General features: G+C 61.3%; 15 protein-coding genes and 1 tRNA gene. 9 read left to right on the forward strand and 7 right to left on the reverse strand.

Features of this window, described 5'->3' with window-relative positions:
* Nucleotides 1-49: 49 nt before the first annotated feature.
* The 3 genes from J3E64_RS13760 to hslV all read right to left on the reverse strand — a co-directional run bounded on the left by J3E64_RS13760 (nucleotide 50) and on the right by hslV (nucleotide 4159).
* Nucleotides 50-2167, reverse strand: coding sequence for a S9 family peptidase (locus tag J3E64_RS13760; RefSeq protein WP_253343586.1), 2118 nt, complete (start codon nucleotides 2165-2167; stop codon nucleotides 50-52).
* A gap of 106 nt (nucleotides 2168-2273) precedes the next feature.
* Nucleotides 2274-3575 carry an ATP-dependent protease ATPase subunit HslU gene (gene hslU / locus J3E64_RS13765; protein WP_253343587.1) on the reverse strand — a complete coding sequence of 434 codons (1302 nt, stop codon included), beginning with the start codon at nucleotides 3573-3575 and terminating at the stop codon, nucleotides 2274-2276.
* 17 nt (nucleotides 3576-3592) lie between these two features.
* On the reverse strand, nucleotides 3593-4159 hold the full coding sequence (gene hslV, locus J3E64_RS13770; protein WP_301287285.1) for an ATP-dependent protease subunit HslV: 567 nt from the start codon (nucleotides 4157-4159) through the stop codon (nucleotides 3593-3595).
* A 171-nt stretch (nucleotides 4160-4330) separates the two neighbouring features.
* On the opposite strand from hslV, the gene J3E64_RS13775 reads away from it, so the two are divergent.
* Nucleotides 4331-4516 (forward strand): hypothetical protein, encoded by a 186-nt coding sequence (locus J3E64_RS13775; protein ID WP_253343588.1) that lies wholly within the window; start codon nucleotides 4331-4333, stop codon nucleotides 4514-4516.
* A gap of 12 nt (nucleotides 4517-4528) precedes the next feature.
* Here J3E64_RS13775 and J3E64_RS13780 read toward each other — a convergent pair whose 3' ends face one another.
* Nucleotides 4529-4657 carry an entericidin A/B family lipoprotein gene (locus J3E64_RS13780; RefSeq protein ID WP_253343589.1) on the reverse strand — a complete coding sequence of 43 codons (129 nt, stop codon included), beginning with the start codon at nucleotides 4655-4657 and terminating at the stop codon, nucleotides 4529-4531.
* A gap of 145 nt (nucleotides 4658-4802) precedes the next feature.
* Here J3E64_RS13780 and J3E64_RS13785 point away from each other — a divergent pair.
* Both J3E64_RS13785 and J3E64_RS13790 read left to right on the forward strand, forming a co-directional pair.
* Nucleotides 4803-4877 (forward strand) — tRNA-Val (locus J3E64_RS13785).
* A 116-nt stretch (nucleotides 4878-4993) separates the two neighbouring features.
* Entirely contained in the window at nucleotides 4994-7213 is a 2220-nt protein-coding gene (locus J3E64_RS13790; protein WP_253343590.1) for a S9 family peptidase, read from the forward strand.
* A gap of 12 nt (nucleotides 7214-7225) precedes the next feature.
* On the opposite strand, the gene J3E64_RS13795 is transcribed toward J3E64_RS13790, so the two are convergent.
* Entirely contained in the window at nucleotides 7226-7939 is a 714-nt protein-coding gene (locus J3E64_RS13795) for a bifunctional 2-polyprenyl-6-hydroxyphenol methylase/3-demethylubiquinol 3-O-methyltransferase UbiG (protein ID WP_253343591.1), read from the reverse strand.
* A gap of 148 nt (nucleotides 7940-8087) precedes the next feature.
* On the opposite strand from J3E64_RS13795, the gene J3E64_RS13800 reads away from it, so the two are divergent.
* From J3E64_RS13800 to J3E64_RS13815, 4 genes are read left to right on the forward strand one after another with little or no spacing between them, the layout of a single operon-like run.
* Nucleotides 8088-9113, forward strand: a complete 1026-nt coding sequence (locus tag J3E64_RS13800; protein ID WP_253343592.1) for an aspartate-semialdehyde dehydrogenase — start codon at nucleotides 8088-8090, stop codon at nucleotides 9111-9113.
* A gap of 8 nt (nucleotides 9114-9121) precedes the next feature.
* Nucleotides 9122-9883 carry an alpha/beta fold hydrolase gene (locus J3E64_RS13805; RefSeq protein ID WP_253343593.1) on the forward strand — a complete coding sequence of 254 codons (762 nt, stop codon included), beginning with the start codon at nucleotides 9122-9124 and terminating at the stop codon, nucleotides 9881-9883.
* Between the two features lie 54 nt (nucleotides 9884-9937).
* Nucleotides 9938-11818 carry a M2 family metallopeptidase gene (locus J3E64_RS13810; protein WP_253343594.1) on the forward strand — a complete coding sequence of 627 codons (1881 nt, stop codon included), beginning with the start codon at nucleotides 9938-9940 and terminating at the stop codon, nucleotides 11816-11818.
* 32 nt (nucleotides 11819-11850) lie between these two features.
* Nucleotides 11851-13002 carry a diguanylate cyclase gene (locus tag J3E64_RS13815; RefSeq protein ID WP_253343595.1) on the forward strand — a complete coding sequence of 384 codons (1152 nt, stop codon included), beginning with the start codon at nucleotides 11851-11853 and terminating at the stop codon, nucleotides 13000-13002.
* Here the strand turns inward: J3E64_RS13815 and J3E64_RS13820 are convergent, their stop codons facing one another.
* Complete coding sequence (locus tag J3E64_RS13820; protein WP_253343596.1) at nucleotides 13003-14457, reverse strand: AMP nucleosidase; 1455 nt, start codon at nucleotides 14455-14457, stop codon at nucleotides 13003-13005.
* Nucleotides 14458-14530: 73 nt separating this feature from the next.
* Complete coding sequence (locus J3E64_RS13825) at nucleotides 14531-15013, reverse strand: peroxiredoxin (RefSeq protein WP_253343597.1); 483 nt, start codon at nucleotides 15011-15013, stop codon at nucleotides 14531-14533.
* 147 nt (nucleotides 15014-15160) lie between these two features.
* Between J3E64_RS13825 and J3E64_RS13830 the strand changes: the two genes are divergently transcribed.
* On the forward strand, nucleotides 15161-15721 hold the full coding sequence (locus J3E64_RS13830; protein ID WP_253343598.1) for a YqgE/AlgH family protein: 561 nt from the start codon (nucleotides 15161-15163) through the stop codon (nucleotides 15719-15721).
* A 121-nt stretch (nucleotides 15722-15842) separates the two neighbouring features.
* Entirely contained in the window at nucleotides 15843-17255 is a 1413-nt protein-coding gene (gene ahcY / locus J3E64_RS13835) for an adenosylhomocysteinase (RefSeq protein WP_253343599.1), read from the forward strand.
* Nucleotides 17256-17402 lie beyond the last annotated feature (147 nt).

Consider the following 17402-nt stretch of genomic DNA (forward strand, 5'->3'; position numbering starts at 1 on the left):
ACGAAGCCCGGAACGGGCCAGGCCTGCGTCCGATAAATACCCATTTGGTCTACCGCGCCACGCCAAGCTGCTCCAGCGTGAAGGCCATATATTCCGCCTGATCGCGATAGCGGCGGAAGCGACCGGACTTGCCGCCATGGCCGGCCTCCATATTGACTCGGAAGACTAGCGGATTTCTATCCGTCTTGGTCGCGCGCAGTTTTGCGACCCACTTGGCCGGCTCGTAATATTGCACCTGGCTATCCCAAAGACCTGTGCCCACGAACAGGCTTGGATAGGCTTTCGGCTCGATATTATCATAGGGCGAATAGGACAGCATATAGTCATACCATTGCTGCTGTTCGGGGTTGCCCCATTCGTCATATTCGCCGGTGGTCAAGGGAATGCTTGAATCCAGCATCGTCGTGACGACGTCGACGAACGGCACCTGTGCGACAATGACCTTGTAATCCTGCGGCGCCATGTTGGCCACGGCACCCATCAGCAGGCCGCCCGCACTGCCGCCCATGGCGGCGACGGCATCTTTCCTGGCATATCCCTGATCGACCAGATAGCGCGTTACGTCGATGAAATCGGTGAAGCTGTTCCGCTTTTTCATCAGGTGCCCGTCATCATACCATTGCCGGCCCATTTCCTGACCGCCGCGGATATGGGCGATGGCGTAGACCAGCCTGCGGTCCAGCAGGTTCGGCAGCATCGGCTGGAAATAGGGATCGGTCGAATAGCCGTAACTGCCATAGGCATATTGGAAAAGCGGGGCCGAGCCGTCCTTCTTGAAGTCCTTTGCATGGATTAGCGATACAGGCACCTTGGTACCGTCACGGGCGGTAGCCCAGACCCGTTCCGTCACATATTTGGCGGGATCGTAACCCTTTACCTCCTGCACCTTCAATACACGGCGCTCGCCGGTAAGAGCATTGACCTCATAGGTCGTCTCGGGGGTGCGCAGGCTGTCATAGGTATAGCGGACCCACGGCGTCCCGCTTTCCGCGTTGACGTCCAGCGCCATGGCGTAGGCAGGTTCATCAGCGTCGACAAAGCTGCTCTTCCCAGAAGCCGTCAACAGCCGCAGGCGCTTGTTGCCTTCCGACCGTTCCTCAATGGCCAGGAAGTCGTCAAACGGCTGGAAATTCTCGATAAAGACGGTCGGACTGCTCGGCACGATGTCCTTCCACGCCGCGCGGCCCTTCTTCACATCGGTGTCGGAAACGGTCATCAGCCGGTAGTTTGGCGCCTGCCAGTTGGTCCGGATCGTCCACTGGCCGCCGACATTGTCGCTGCTGTAGAGAAAATCCCGCTCGCGCGGCGCAAGCACCACGAAGGCCTCCGGATCGGCGGACGGCGTGCAGCGTTCCTCATTGCTGACGGTCGATTGGAGGATGATGCAGATATATTTTTCGGACGTCGTCTTCCGCAATCCCATGTAGAAGGTGTCGTCCTTTTCCTCATAGACGAGCCGGTCGGCTGTGACCGGCGTGCCCAGCACATGGGCCTTGACCCGTTTTCCCAGGAGGGTGGTCGGGTCCTTCTCGACATAGAAAATCGTCTTGCTGTCATCCGCCCAGGCGAAATCCGGTTCGGCGTCCGGTATGGCGTCGGCCAGCATCGCGCCATCGGCGATCGATTTGACCCGGATCACATATTGGCGACGCCCCACCAGATCCTCTGCATAGGCCAGCAGCTTGTCGTCCGGGCTGACTTCCCGTCCGCTGACCGCAAAATATCCCTTGCCGGCGCCCATGCGCGGTTCGTCGAGCAGTATCTGCTCGCGAGCGGTCATGGTGCCCTTGCGCCGGGCTATGATCGGATAGTCTGCACCTGTTTCGAAGCGGCTGTAATAATAATAGCCGTTCTTCCGGTACGGAACGCTGCTGTCGTCCTGCTTAATCCGGCCGGTGATTTCGGTGTAGAGCGTGTCCTGCAACGCCTTGGTCGGGGCGAGCACTGCATCGGCATAGGCATTTTCGGCCTTGAGATAGGCCAGCATTTCCGGGTCCTTGCGGCTGTCATCGCGCAGCCAGTAATAAGGATCCTGCCGCACCGCTCCAAACGGCGCTGTGACTTCGTGCGGCTTTTTCGCCGCGACTGGGGGGGGCGGGTCCTGTGCCTGCGCCGCGCCAACCGCGCACAGCGCAATGCCGATGAAAAACGCCGACCTGCCAGACATAATGCCTCCGCTGCGAATCATAGGATCGCAAGCTGGCATGTCGGCGCGCCGGAGGAAAGAAATGTCCCGTCCGGACGCGTCGTCATGCACGGAAGGGTGCTACCGGTTACAGCACATATTTGCTGAGGTCGGTGTTGCGTGCCACCGCCGCGAGTTGCTTTTCGACATAGGCGGCATCGATCAGCAGCGTTTCACCGCGGCGATCCTCCGCTTCGAAGCTTACATCTTCCAGCAGCTTTTCCATGACCGTCTGGAGACGGCGGGCGCCGATATTCTCTACCTCTCCGTTTACTTCCGCGGCGATCCGGGCGACGGCGCCAATGCCGTCAGCCGTCAGGTCGATCGTCACTTCCTCGGTCGCCAGCAGCGCGCGATATTGTGCGACAAGGCTCGCCTTGGTGTCGGACAGGATGGCGACAAAATCCTCTTCGGTCAGCGCCTTCAATTCCACCCTGATGGGCAGGCGTCCCTGCAATTCGGGCAGCAGGTCACTGGGCTTTGCCACATGAAAGGCGCCCGATGCGATGAACAGGATATGGTCGGTCTTGAGCGGGCCATATTTGGTCGAGACGGTAGTCCCTTCGATCAGCGGCAGCAGGTCGCGCTGGACACCCTCCCGACTGACCGAGCCGCCACGAACGTCGCTCACCGCGATCTTGTCGATCTCGTCGAGGAACACGATGCCATTTTGTTCGGCACTGGTGACCGCGACGCGCGCGACGTCGTCCTGATCCAGCCTTTTGTCCTGCTCTTCCTCGATCAGCTTGTCCCAGGCGTCGGCCACCCGCATCCTGCGCCGCTTCTTCTGGGCCTGGCCAAATGCCTTCGACATCATGTCGGACAGGTTGATCATGCCCACCTGGCCGCCCATGCCGGGTATCTCCATCGGCATCGAAGGGCTGTCGGCAACCTCGACTTCGACCTCGACCTCGTTCATCTGGTCATTTTCGATCCGCTGGCGGAAAGACAGGCGCGTGGCTTCGCTGGCATCCTTGCCCGTCAGCGCGTCGAGCAGCCGCTGCATGGCCGCCTCGGACGCGGCTTCTCTCACCGCCTCGCGACGACGGTCCTTCTCAAGGCGCACCGCTTCCTCGACCAGGTCGCGGACGATCTGCTCTACATCGCGCCCGACATAACCGACTTCGGTGAACTTGGTGGCTTCGACCTTGACGAAAGGGGCGTCGGCCAGCTTGGCGAGGCGACGGCTGATCTCCGTCTTGCCGCAACCGGTGGGGCCGATCATCAGGATATTCTTGGGCGTCACCTCATCGCGCAGGTCGGCCGGCAGATGCTGCCGGCGCCAGCGATTGCGAAGCGCCACCGCGACGGCGCGCTTGGCATCCTTCTGGCCGATGATGTGCGCGTCCAGCGCGGCGACGATGGCTTTGGGGGTCAAATTGTCGTTCATGCTCATTTCTTGATGTCTCAGGAAGCGCTGTCGAGCGTTTCGATCGTGAGCTGGTCGTTGGTATAGACGCAGATGTCGGCGGCGACGGCCATGGCCTTGCGAGCCAGCGCCTCTGCATCCTGCTCGTAATCCACCAACGCGCGGGCGGCGGCCAGAGCGAAATTGCCCCCCGAGCCGATGGCTGCGACGCCACCAACCGGTTCCAGTACGTCGCCGTTGCCGGTCAGGATCAGCGTCACATCCTTGTCCGCGACGATCATCATCGCCTCCAGGTTGCGCAGATATTTGTCCGTGCGCCAGTCCTTCGCCAGCTCGACGGCGGCGCGCATCAGTTGGCCATTATGGCGTTCCAGCTTCGCTTCTAGCCGTTCGAACAGGGTGAAGGCGTCGGCCGTCGCGCCGGCGAAACCGCCGATGACCGACCCGTCATGCAGGCGCCGGACCTTTCGGGCGTTGGGCTTCATGACGGTTTGGCCCATCGATACCTGGCCGTCTCCGGCCACGACAACCTTCCCATTCTTGCGGACGGACATGATGGTGGTGCCATGCCAGACAGGCATGGGCGAAACGCGCTGATCACTCATGGCCCGCATATGGGAGGGGATGTGAGCGGACGCAAGGCATACAGGGCGTGCGCCGAGCCGTTGCAATTCGGCGACCATCTTCGGGCAATCGGACGACGGGTAAACTTACATCAATTGACATTGTGCAGCGCACAATGAATGATGCCCGTCCGCATTCGGAAGGAGTACCGCATGTCGCTGAAGGCCAGGGCACAGGAAAAGGTCGAGCGTTCGGGTATCTCGAACTATTCGTTCGACCGGGACATATTGGTCATGTGCGGCGTACGCTATACAATCGAAGCGTGCAATTGCGGCGAACCGGGATGCGACGGCGTGCGTTTGCGCAAGAGCCTGACGTCACTTGCCAGCGGAATGTAATAGCCGAGCGCTTTAGTGCATTACTTCCTTGCCGGCGCGACCCACCGATTCGATGTCGCGCCCCACGCCTTGCACGGTGTTGCAGGCTGTGAGGGCAACGATGAGAAGTCCTGCAATGGCGAGAGCGTATTTTTGCCGCATATCAAGCGATCTCCTGAGCAATAGCGATGGTATAATCGTATTGCCTCGCGCCGGGAAAGCTTTTTGCCCTCGATCACCGCGCTTCTCCGAAAGTGCGCTTGACAGGACGCGCCGCCGATGCCAATCGCCGCCTCCTCCTTAAAGGGGGCGCGTAGCTCAGCGGTAGAGCACACCCTTCACACGGGTGGGGTCACAGGTTCAATCCCTGTCGCGCCCACCACGGCTCGCGGAGCCGTGGCCTGATAGAAAATTTCCCGGCATTGATCTTTTTATTCGCGTCGCGGTAAGCGTAGGTCATGTCGCGGCGTGTCCATGCGCCGATCGGAAAGGACGACCATGCCTCCCTATCTCAAAGGCGGCGCCGCGATCGGCGCGCTGTTGCTGATCTGCTGTTTTCCCGCCCAGGCCGAGGAAAAACTGACGCTGGAACGTGTTTTCGGTAGTCCTGACCTCGCCGGGCCGCAGCCGCGTGCGCTCAAATTGTCGCCGGACGGCAGCCTCGTAACACTGTTGAAGCCAAGGCCGGATGAAAAGGAGCGGCTCGACCTCTGGGCAATCGACACCCGCACCGGTGAGCAGCGGATGCTGGTGGATTCCCGGAAGACCGGCAGCGGCGCCGAGTTGAGCGAGGCGGAAAAGATGCAGCGCGAACGGGATCGTTCCGTCGCGGGAAGCACCGGCATCACCAGTTACGACTGGTCTCCCGACGGCAAGACCATCCTCGTTCCCGTCGACGGCGATCTGTATCTCGCCGCGCTGGATGGCAAGGTCACGCGGCTGACCGATACGCCCGAGGGCGAACTGAACGGCGTGGTCAGCCCCAAGGGCGGCTATGTTTCCTTCGTTCGGAGCGGCAATCTGTTCGTCGAGCCGATTGGCGGTCCCGCGCGGCAGGTGACACAGGGAGCCAGCGATACGGTGAGCTGGGGCGTTGCGGAGTTCGTAGCGCAGGAGGAAATGGACCGGCGCACCGGTTACTGGTGGTCGCCCGATGACAGGTTGATCGCAGTCGCGCGCGTGGATGAAGGGCCAGTGGGGATCGTGACCCGCACGGCGATCGGAGGCGAGGGGACGAAGGTGTACGACCAGCGCTATCCCGCTGCCGGTACGCCCAACGCGCTCGTTGAGCTATATGTCATGGCGCCGGACGGATCGGGACAGGTAAAGGTTGACCTGGGCACGGACAGGGACATTTATCTGGCCCGCGTAGACTGGTCGCAGGACGGCAAGATTCTATACGTTCAGCGCGAAAGCCGGGACCAGAAGAAACTGGATTTGCTGGCCGTCGACCCTGCGACCGGGAAGGCGAGGGCCATCCTCACGGAAACAGCCAAAAGCTGGATCAACCTGTCCAACAATTTCCGTCCGCTCAAGGACGGAAGCCTGCTATGGTGGTCGGAGAAATCGGGCCATGGTCACCTCTATCATGTCGATCATGGGCGCTGGGCCGCGATAACCGCCGGCGATTGGGATGTGCGGGATGTCGTGGCGGTCGATGAGCCGAAGGGACTGGTCTATTTCACGGGCAACCGCGAAACGCCGCTGGAACAGCAGCTGTACGTAACCTCGCTGGGCAGGCCGGCCCCCGCGAAAGCCCTGACCCAGGGCGGCTGGTGGAATGATGCGGTCATGGACGGGGCGGCGTCGCGGGTCGTGGTGACGCGCCAGAACAGCGATCAGCCCAAGCAGGTCTATCTGTCCGACACCACCGGCAAGCGCCTGCAATGGCTGTCGGAAAATGCACTGACGGGCGATCATCCTTATGCGCCCTACGTCGCCGGCCATGCCAAGACGACGTTCGGAACGATCAGAGCTGATGACGGGACAACGCTCTATACCAAATTGATGATGCCCCCGCTCGAGGCTGGCAAACGCTATCCGGTATTCATGATCCATTATGGCGGCCCGGGCGCGGGAAGGCAGGTGACGAACACATGGTCGGGCGCGCTCAACCAATATCTGGTCGATCGCGGCTGGATCGTCTTTTCCGTGGACAACCGAGGCACGCCCGACCGGGGCAAGGCATTCGAGGATCATCTCTATCGCGCGATGGGGACGGTTGAAGTGGCCGATCAGTTGAAGGGCGTCGAATGGCTCAAGTCCCAGCCGTTCGTCGATCCGCGCCGTATCGCGACCTATGGCTGGTCCTATGGTGGATATATGTCACTGAAATTGCTGGAAAAGGCTCCCGGCGTTTTTGCCGCGGCGATCGCCGGCGCACCGGTTACCAAGTGGGAGCTGTACGACACGCATTATACAGAGCGATATCTGGGCAAGCCCCAGGACAAGGCAAGCGCCTATCCCGGTTCCGACGCAGTGGACGACGCGGTCAGCATCCGTGACCCGATGCTTCTGATCCACGGCATGTCCGACGACAATGTCGTGTTCGACAATGCGACCGCGCTGATGGCGAAGATGCAGGGCGCGGCGGTTCCGTTCGAGATGATGGTCTATCCGGGCCAGACGCATCGGGTCGGCGGGCCGAAAATCAGCGTTCACCTGTGGCATACGATCGAGGATTTTCTGGCACGGCGCGGGGTTGCACCGTCGCAATGAGGTAAAAAGCCGTCACCGCCAGGCGTGAAACACCGCCCGGCGGTACCGGTCCTTCGACCGGAACGGCATCGCCCATTTGCGCCATCCGGTGTTGTCCAGCGCTTCCGGAACGACCTTGAACCGGCTATAACCGAACCGCCTGCACATCTCCTGCAGCGCCAGGATATTGGGTGCCCAGAAATTTGTGGGGTCGGCATCCAGTTCCAGTTCGGTGAACAACCGCATTGCAGGAACCGGTTCGTGCCGCAGGGCGGTGACCGTTTCGATCACCAGATGATCGCGGCTCATGGCGGCCGCGGCCTCCAGGGTGCGATAGGGGTCTTCCACATGGTAGAGCACGCCCAGCAGCATCACGAGGTCGAATTGGCCAAGGTCCGCGACCCTGTGCTGTGCGACATCCAGATCCAGCGAACGAACCTTCGATCCGAAACGGGCATGGGCATGGTCAAACCCCCGTCGGTCGCCCCAGCCTGGCCCCGACCAGCAGAAATGATCGGTGGCAAGCACTTCGGCGGCGCCGCGCCGTTCCGCCTCGAAGGAGAAGAAGCCGTCCCAGGCCCCGATGTCGAGCACCCGCTTGCCAGCGAGCGACGCGGGCAGGATCTGATCCGCCTCCTCGCGCAGCGATTCCAGCGGCTTGACGCCGTCTACACATTCTCCATCGGGAAACTGGAAACTGTGGAACCAGTGATCGGGCAGCGGCGGTAACGGGACTGGATGGGACAAGGATGGTTCCGCGAAGAGTGGATGAGAAGCAATGTGGCGCGATAATCCGCTTGCTATGCCCCGCACAAGGCCTTCTTTCTGGACAAATGGCGCAGTATCGTTATGGCGCCCACTCCGCAATATCTGCATCGGAGTGGAGTTTCTAGTCATGGGTTACAAGGTCGTCGTCGTCGGAGCCACCGGGAATGTGGGCCGCGAAATGCTGACCATTCTCGCCGAGCGCGAGTTCCCGATTGACGAGATCGCGGCGGTGGCTTCGCCCCGGTCGCAGGGCACCGAAATCGAATTCGGTGAAACCGGCAAGATGCTCAAATGCAAGAATATCGAACATTTCGATTTCGCGGGCTGGGACATCGCGCTGTTCGCGGCGGGATCAGGCCCGACGGCCGAATATGCGCCGAAGGCGGCAGCGGCCGGCTGTGTCGTGATCGATAACAGTTCGCTGTATCGCATGGACCCGGACGTGCCGCTGATCGTGCCCGAAGTGAATCCCGACGCGATCGACGGCTACACCCGGAAGAATATCATCGCGAACCCCAATTGCTCGACGGCACAGATGGTGGTGGCGCTCAAGCCGCTGCATGATGCCGCGACGATCAAGCGCGTTGTCGTTGCCACTTACCAGTCGGTATCGGGCGCGGGCAAGGCAGGGATGGACGAACTGTTCGAACAGTCGCGCAACATCTTCGTGGGCGATCAGGCGGAACCCAAGAAATTCACCAAGCAGATCGCCTTCAACGTGATCCCGCATATCGACGTTTTCCTGGAGGATGGCTCCACCAAGGAAGAATGGAAGATGGTTGCGGAAACGAAGAAGATTCTCGATCCCAAGGTGAAGGTGACCGCCACCTGCGTTCGCGTGCCCGTTTTCGTCGGCCATTCCGAGGCGCTGAATATCGAGTTCGAGAAGGAAATTTCCGCCAAGGAAGCGCAGGACATATTGCGCGAGGCGCCCGGCGTGATGCTCGTCGACAAGCGCGAGGATGGTGGCTACGTGACGCCGGTCGAGTGCGTCGGCGACTATGCCACCTTCATCAGCCGCGTGCGCGAGGATTCGACGATCGACAATGGCATCAACCTCTGGTGCGTCAGCGACAATCTGCGCAAGGGCGCGGCGCTCAACGCCGTACAGATCGCGGAGTTGCTGGGCCGCCGTCACCTCAAGAAGGGTTGAAGGCCGGGATGTCCGACCTGCTCCTCGAACGCCATGTGATACAGGGCCTCGGCGGGTTGCCGATTGCCGTACACATGGCGGGCGCGGGGCGGGATCTGGTGTTGATCCATGGCTATTTCTCCAACGCCTGGACCAACTGGATACGTTATGGCCACGCCGCGCAACTGGTCGAGGCGGGCTTTCGCCTCATCATGCCGGACCTGCGCGGCCATGGCGAGAGCGGCAAGCCCCACGATGCCAGCGCTTATCCGCACGACGCCCTGACCGATGACAATCTGGCGCTGATCGATCAGTTGGGCCTGACCGATTACGATCTGGGCGGTTATTCGCTGGGCGCACGCACGACCGTGCGCATGCTGGCGCGCGGCGCGACACCGGGGCGCGTGATATTGGCCGGCATGGGGTTGCGCGGACTTGTCCATACGCTCGACAAGGGCGGCTATTACAGGAACGTCCTTTCGAACCTGGGCAGTTTCGAACGCGGCACATCGGAGTGGATGACCGAGGCATTCCTGAAGACCACCAAGGGCGACCCGGTGGCGATGCTCCATATTCTGAACACCTTCGTCGACACCCCGGCGGAGGTCATCGCCGGCTTCCCGCAACCGACGGCCGTGATCTGCGGCGCGGATGACGGGGATAACGGCATAGCTCAGGAACTTTCCGATATTCTGCCAAATGGGCGGTATGTCGAGATTCCGGGCAACCATATGAACGCGGTGACGCGCAAGGAACTGGGCCGGGCGATGGCGGCGTTCCTGACTGCTTGACTGTATCGCCCGGCCAAGTCACCCTTGCCCTCATAAGTCTATGAGGGAAATCCCATGAAAATCGCTGTCTCTCTGGCCGCCATGGCGGTCGCCCTGGTCATATCGCCTGCACTAGCCCAGGACTCGACGCCTCCGCCCACCGCCGCGCAGGCCGAAGAGTTCCTGGCCAGGGCGGAAAAGGCGATGTTCGACCATTCGCTGATTTCCGCAAAGGCCGACTGGATCAACGCTACCTATATTTCGGACGACAGCGACGCACTGGCGGCGCATTTCGGCGCCATGCGCACGACCATGAATGTCGATTACGCGCTGGAGGCCGCGAAATATGCGACGGCCCCGGGGCTGACTGCGGAAACCAGACGACGGCTGAACATGCTGCGCACCGCCTTGACGCTGCCGGCCCCGACGACCGAAGGCGCTGCGCAACAGCTCAACGAACTCGCGACCCGTCTTCAGTCGGCCTATGGCAAGGGGAAGGGGATGTTCGATGGCAAGCCGATCAACGGCAGCGACATAGAGGAGAAGATGGGCACCGTCCGGAATCCGGACCAGCTCAAGGAAATGTGGGTAAGCTGGCACGACAATGTCGGTGCGCCGATGCGCGGGGACTATGCCAAGCTGGTGGGCATCGCCAATGCCGGCTCCAGGGAACTTGGTTTTGCCGACACCGGGGCGATGTGGCGGTCCAAATATGACATGCCTGCCGATGACTTCGCCAAGCTGACCGACAAGATCTGGGCAGAGGTCAAGCCGCTCTATGACCAGTTGCATTGCTATACGCGGACCAAGCTGAACGAGAAATATGGTGACGCGGTGCAGCCGGCGACCGGCCCCATCAGGGCAGACCTGCTCGGCAATATGTGGGCACAGGAATGGGGCAACATCTATGACGTCGTCGCGCCTGTCGGCGCGGGTGACCTGGGCTATGATGTGGGCGAACTCCTCAAGGCCAAGGGCTTTGTCGAGACCCGTCCCGATCAGGTCGACCTGCCCGGCACGCCGGAGAAGGAACGGCGCGGCTATTGGGAAAGGCAGATGTTCAAGATCGGGGAGGGCTTTTACTCCTCCCTCGGGATGGACCCGCTGCCTGCGACCTTCTGGGATCGGACGCAGTTCATCAAGCCGCTGGACAGGGAAGTGGTCTGCCATGCGTCCGCGTGGGATCTCGACAATCGCGACGACCTTCGTGTCAAGATGTGCACGAAGGTCAACAGCGACGATTTCGTGACCCTGCATCACGAGCTGGGCCACAATTATTATCAGCGCGCCTACAAGGATCATTCCTATCTTTACCTAGACGGCGCCAATGACGGCTTCCATGAAGCGATCGGCGACTTCGTCGCGCTGTCGATCACGCCGGATTATCTCGTGAAGATCGGACTGCTGGACCCTGCGCGGGTACCGGGCGCGGACAAGGACATCGGACTGCTGCTGCGGCAGGCGATGGACAAGGTCGCTTTTCTACCCTTTGGCCTGCTGATCGACAAATGGCGCTGGGGCGTGTTCGACGGCTCGATCCCGGAAAGCCAGTATGAGAAAGGCTGGACAGACCTGCGCCTGAAATATCAGGGTGTCGTCCCGCCGGTATCCCGGGATGAAACGAAATTCGATCCGGGCGCCAAATATCATATTCCGGGCAACACGCCCTATACCCGCTATTTTCTTGCCCGGGTGCTACAGTTTCAATTCTACGAAGCCGCCTGCCGTCAAGCAGGATGGAAGGGGCCCTTGCACCGTTGTTCCTTTTACGGGAACAAGGACGTCGGAGCCAAATTGAACGCCATGCTTGAAATGGGGGCGTCGAAGCCATGGCCGGACGCATTGCAAGCCTTTACAGGCAGTCGGGCAATGTCGGGCAAGGCACTGGTCGATTACTTCGCGCCATTGCAGAAATGGTTGAGCGACCAGAATAAAGGAAAGGTGTGCGGCTGGTAATTGGATCGCAAGGCATGTAGATGAGCCCCCCAATGAGCCCCGCGATCATCATCATAGCCCTGCTTTTCTTCACCAGTGCCATCATGTTCGTGGCCATGGGTGTCGCCTGGATCCACTTCGGCAGGCGCGCCCATGTCCGCAGCTGGGCCATTTCCTATGTCGCGTCCATGCTGCAATGGGTTGCCAATGCGGGCGGGATTTTCTTTGACAGCAGAATGCTCATGGCGGTGGCCGCCCTGTGTATTGTCGTCAGCGGAACGCTCGTACTGGTCGGCGTCCGCCAGCGGAATGGGCAAATCGTTCCTTGGCCTCCGCTGATAGTTGCGGGAACCATGGTAGCGGTGGCTGGCACCTACGCCGCCCTGATTGGTGACAGAGCGCTCCAGGGCATCATCGTCCCGGGCTATGTCGGTTGCCTGATGGCATGGTCGGCTGCGTCGCTCCGGCAACGCGATCGCACATTCACAGCCCCGGAAACGGCGTTGTTCGTCATGTTTTGCCTCTTCGCACTGTTTCAGTGCAGCCTGGCCGGCAGCGCCGCGCTGGATCTGGGCGGTGCGCCCGGCGCGGGCATAGCGATCTATCGCGCCATCATGGCGCTTTTCCTTCCATCCATCTATGTCGCCACCGGTGTGGCCGGGGTGTTGGTGGTCGCAGGGGACCTGGCGCATCAACTACGGCGGCAAATGCGCCACGACCCGTTGACCGGCGCGCTCAACCGGCGGGGACTGGAAGAGGCGGCGCACGGCGCGATCGCGAACGCGCGTCGCCACGGTCGCCCGCTCGCGCTGGTCGTGTGCGACCTGGACGGGTTCAAGGCGCTGAACGACAATCACGGCCATGTCACCGGCGACATGGCCCTGCGCGGATTCGCGCAACTGCTGATGAGCGCGGTGCGTCGCGGGGATATCGTCGCCCGGCTCGGCGGCGACGAATTCGGGCTTTTGCTGCTGGAAACGGACGCATTGGCCGCAGCCGAAGTCATGGAGCGGGTGCGCGCCGAAGTGAACTGCTTTACACTGTCCGAAACACCGCAAGTGCAATTGAACGCCAGCTTTGGCGTGGCACAGCTGGATGCCAGTGACGAGACGCTGGAACAGCTTGTCGGCCGCGCCGATTCAGCGCTGTATGCGGCCAAGAAAGACGGCAAGAACCGTGTCGCGATATGGCGGGTCGCCGCCTGATCAACGGAATGGCGGTTCGTTGAAGGCGCGCAACTTGCGACTGTGCAGCCTTGCGCCCTCTTCACGCAGCAATTCGCAGGTCCTGATGCCGACCTGCAAGTGACTGGCTATCGCTTCCTCGTAGAAGCGGTTTGCCTGTCCCGGAAGCTTCAGTTCGCCATGGATCGGCTTGTCGGAAACGCAAAGCAGCGTGCCGTAGGGCACGCGAAAGCGATAGCCCTGCGCTGCGATCGTCGCCGATTCCATGTCGATGCCGACCGCCCGCGACAGGCTGAAACGCAAAGCCGAGTGGGAATAGCGCAATTCCCAGTTCCGGTCGTCGGTCGTCACGACCGTACCCGTCCGCAGGCGACGCTTGAAATCCTCCGGATTGCCGCTGCCGAGTACGGATTCGGCAGCGCTTGCCATGGCGACCTGGACCTCCGCGATTGCCGGCACCGGAATTTCCGGCGGCAACATGGCGTCCAGTACCTTGTCGTCGCGCAGATAGGCATGGGCCAGCACATAATCGCCGATCCGCTGGCTGGGCCTCAGGCCGCCGCAATGGCCGATCATCAACCAGGCCTCCGGGCGAACAACCGCCAGATGATCGCAGATCGTCTTTGCATTCGACGGACCCACGCCGATGTTGACCAGAGTGATGCCGCTGCGACCGGGACCGATCAGGTGGTAGGCCGGCATCTGATGCCTGCGCCAGGCGCTGTCGGCAATCATGCGCGCCGGATCGGCGGTCTCCGGGGTCACATAGACGCCGCCTGCGCCGGACAGGGCGGTGAACCGGCTGCCGTCCCGTTGCAGTTCGGCACAGGCCCACGCGACGAATTCATCCACGTAGCGATGATAGTTGGTGAACAGGATATAGCGCTGCACATGTTCGGCCGGCGTTCCGGTATAATGTTTCAGACGTGCCAGCGAAAAATCTGTGCGCAGTCCGTCGAACAAGGCCAGCGGACGATCGCCGTTGGCCGCCGGGAAAAACAGGCCGTCGGCGATTTCATCCCCGATCTCTGCCAGTTCGGTGGCCGGGAAATGCCGGGCCAGTTCGGTCGGCGGGGTGCCGTCGAGGGCGGCTATGTCGAGCCCGTCAAGCACGTAGGGAAAGGGTATCGGCTGGGCGCTCAGGCCCGCCTCGACCTCCACCCCATAGTCGCGCACCAGCAGATCGATCTGCTCTGCCAGATAGTCGCCGAACATAGCCGGGCGCGTAATGGTGGTTGCATAGCCGCCGGGCCTGGACAGACGGGCGAACGACCTTCCAGGCGGGGGCGCGTCGCTGTCGCCATGATAGACGACACGTAATTCAGGATAGCAGAAACGGCGATCGCTGCGCGCTTCTGCGGGTGGGACGCTGCCGTCTTGAGCATATGCGCGCATCGCGTCGCGAAGATTGCCGATGGATGTCTGGTATATGTGGTCGAGTTGCGCGACCGTCGCGGTACCGATGCTTTGTGTCATCGCCCCCTGTTACCGCAGAAGCATGACGGAGAAAAGACGTGCGCCGATGTCCATCCCGGCGCACGCCGAGAGATCAGAGCTGCCCGAGCATGTGATCGGCGGACGATATTTTGAAATCGCCGGGTTCCTCGACATTCAGTTCCGCCACGACGCCGTCCTTGACCAGCATGGAAAAACGCTGGCCGCGCGTGCCCAGGCCGAACTTGCTGCCGTCCATGGTGAGCCCGACCGCCTTGGCGAAATCGCCGTTGCCGTCTGCCAGCATGGTAACCTTGCCGTCGGCACCGGCCGATTTGCCCCAGGCGCCCATGACGAATGCGTCGTTCACGGCAGTGCAGGCAATCTCGTCGACGCCCTTGTCCTTCAGTGCCTGAGCCTTGTCGATGAAGCCGGGAAGATGCTTGGCCGAGCAAGTAGGCGTGAACGCACCGGGTACGGAAAACAGCGCGACCGTCTTTCCGGCGAAAAAGCTGTCGGTCGGCACGGCTTCGGGGCCGTTGTCCGTCATCATGGTAAGGGTCGTGCTGGGCAGGTGGTCACCCTTCGCGATGGTCATGCTGTCTCTCCTGAGCTGAAAGCGCGCCGGAAGTCGGGACTCGAACGGGTCCTGTCAAGGGGGCGGGCGCGATCAAATCTGTCGTAACGCCCGGGTGGAGCGGCGGCTTGTTATTGGATTGACGCGCTCTGTCGCTATAGTCGGGCCATGGACCAGTCACGTTTCTATGGTGGGCATTTTCTGCTCGCGCTTCCCGGGATGGAAGATGAGCGCTTCAATCACGGCGTGATCGCGCTGTGCGCGCATGATGCCAATGGCGCGCTCGGGATCGCCGTGGGAGAAGAAATGGACAATGTCGGCTTGCACGACCTGCTGGGCAGTTTCGATATCGATGCCGGTGACGTACCCAACACGCCCGTCCTGCGGGGCGGGCCGGTGGAGCCTCGTCGCGGCTTTGTGCTGCATTCGCTCGACTGGGCCGGGCAGGACATGCTCCAGGTCGGAAAGGAATGGGGACTTTCCGGCTCGCTGGATATCCTGAAGGCGATCGCCAGCGGGCGAGGACCCAGCCGGTATCTAGTCGCGCTGGGCTACGCCGGATGGGGCGCGGGCCAGCTTGACGGCGAACTTACGGGTGCGAGCTGGTCGGTCATACCGGGCACTGCGTCGCTGCTGTTCGATATTCCAGCGCCCGGAAAATGGTCGGCTATCTTTGCGTCGATCGGCATCGACGCCAGTCATCTGGTTGGCGGCGCCGGGTCGGCATAACTACATAAAGAAAACTTTATGTAGAGTTGCCACGGTCGTCACGCGTTGATATTGGAGCGCGCATAGCATCCGCCGGCCTATGCTGGCGCATGGCCCATTCTAGAGATATGGAGACAGGCTCGTGGCCACCGCATCCGCCACCCAGGCGCAGGATTATGTGATCGCCGACATCGGCCTTGCCGGTTTTGGCCGCAAGGAAATTGAAATCGCCGAAACCGAAATGCCCGGCCTGATGGCACTGAGGCAGGAATTCGGCGCTGCAAAGCCCCTAAAGGGCGCGCGCATCACCGGTTCGCTCCACATGACCATTCAGACCGCGGTGCTGATCGAGACGCTCGCCGAACTTGGCGCGGAACTGCGCTGGGCATCGTGTAACATCTTTTCGACGCAGGATCATGCCGCGGCCGCCATCGCCGCGCGCGGTATTCCGGTGTTCGCGATCAAGGGCGAGACGCTGGAGGAATATTGGGACTATGTCGTCCGGATATTCGACTGGGGGCAGGATACAACCTGCAACATGATCCTGGACGATGGCGGCGACGCCACCATGTTCGCTCTGTGGGGTGCGCGGGTCGAGGCGGGAGAAGACCTGTTTTCGCCGACCAACGAGGAAGAGGAAATCTTTGTCGCGACGCTGAGGCGGTTCCTGGCTGAACGCCCGGGCTACCTCACCAAGACGGTGGCCGCGATCAAGGGTGTTTCTGAAGAAACCACCACCGGCGTCCATCGCCTGTATGAACTGGCGAAGAAGGGCAAGCTGCCGTTCCCGGCCATCAACGTCAACGACAGTGTTACCAAGTCGAAGTTCGACAATCTTTATGGTTGCAAGGAATCGCTGGTGGACGCGATCCGTCGGGCGACGGACGTAATGCTGGCCGGCAAGGTAGCATGCGTGGCTGGCTTCGGCGACGTGGGCAAGGGTTCGGCGGCGTCTCTGCGCAACGGCGGTGCCCGCGTGCTGGTGACGGAAGTCGACCCCATCTGCGCCCTGCAGGCGGCGATGGAAGGCTATGAGGTCGTGACCATGGAAGAGGCTGCATCGCGCGCCGATATCTTCGTCACGGCGACGGGCAATGCCGACGTCATCACGCTCGATCACATGCGCGCGATGAAGAATATGGCGATCGTCTGCAACATCGGCCATTTCGACAGCGAGATCCAGATCGCCGCGCTCGGCAATCTGAAATGGTCGGAGATCAAGCCGCAGGTCGATGAAGTCGAGTTCGCCGACGGCAAGAAGATCATCGTGCTGGCCAAGGGTCGTCTGGTCAATCTGGGCTGCGCCACGGGCCACCCGAGCTTTGTCATGTCGTCCAGCTTTACCAACCAGGTGCTGGCGCAGATCGAATTGTGGACGAAGGCGGACGACTACCGGAACGAAGTCTATGTCCTGCCCAAGCATCTGGACGAAAAGGTCGCTGCGCTGCATCTGGAAAAGTTGGGCGTTAAACTGTCCAGGCTCAGTCAGAAGCAGGCCGATTATATCGGCGTTCCGGTCGAAGGGCCGTTCAAGCCGGACCATTATCGCTATTGATGGAACGTGGCGGGGTAGGGTGATGTACCCGCCCCCGCCGATTGCCGGCAAACTTCGCCTTGCCGCTTTTCGCCTTGGTCCAGTTGCGTTAAGCCCGTGCGGACTATGGATATCGAATGGCCAGTACGGCATGTTTCAGGGGTGACT

This window comes from Sphingobium sp. OAS761 (assembly GCF_024168485.1).
Classification (GTDB): Bacteria; Pseudomonadota; Alphaproteobacteria; order Sphingomonadales; family Sphingomonadaceae; genus Sphingobium.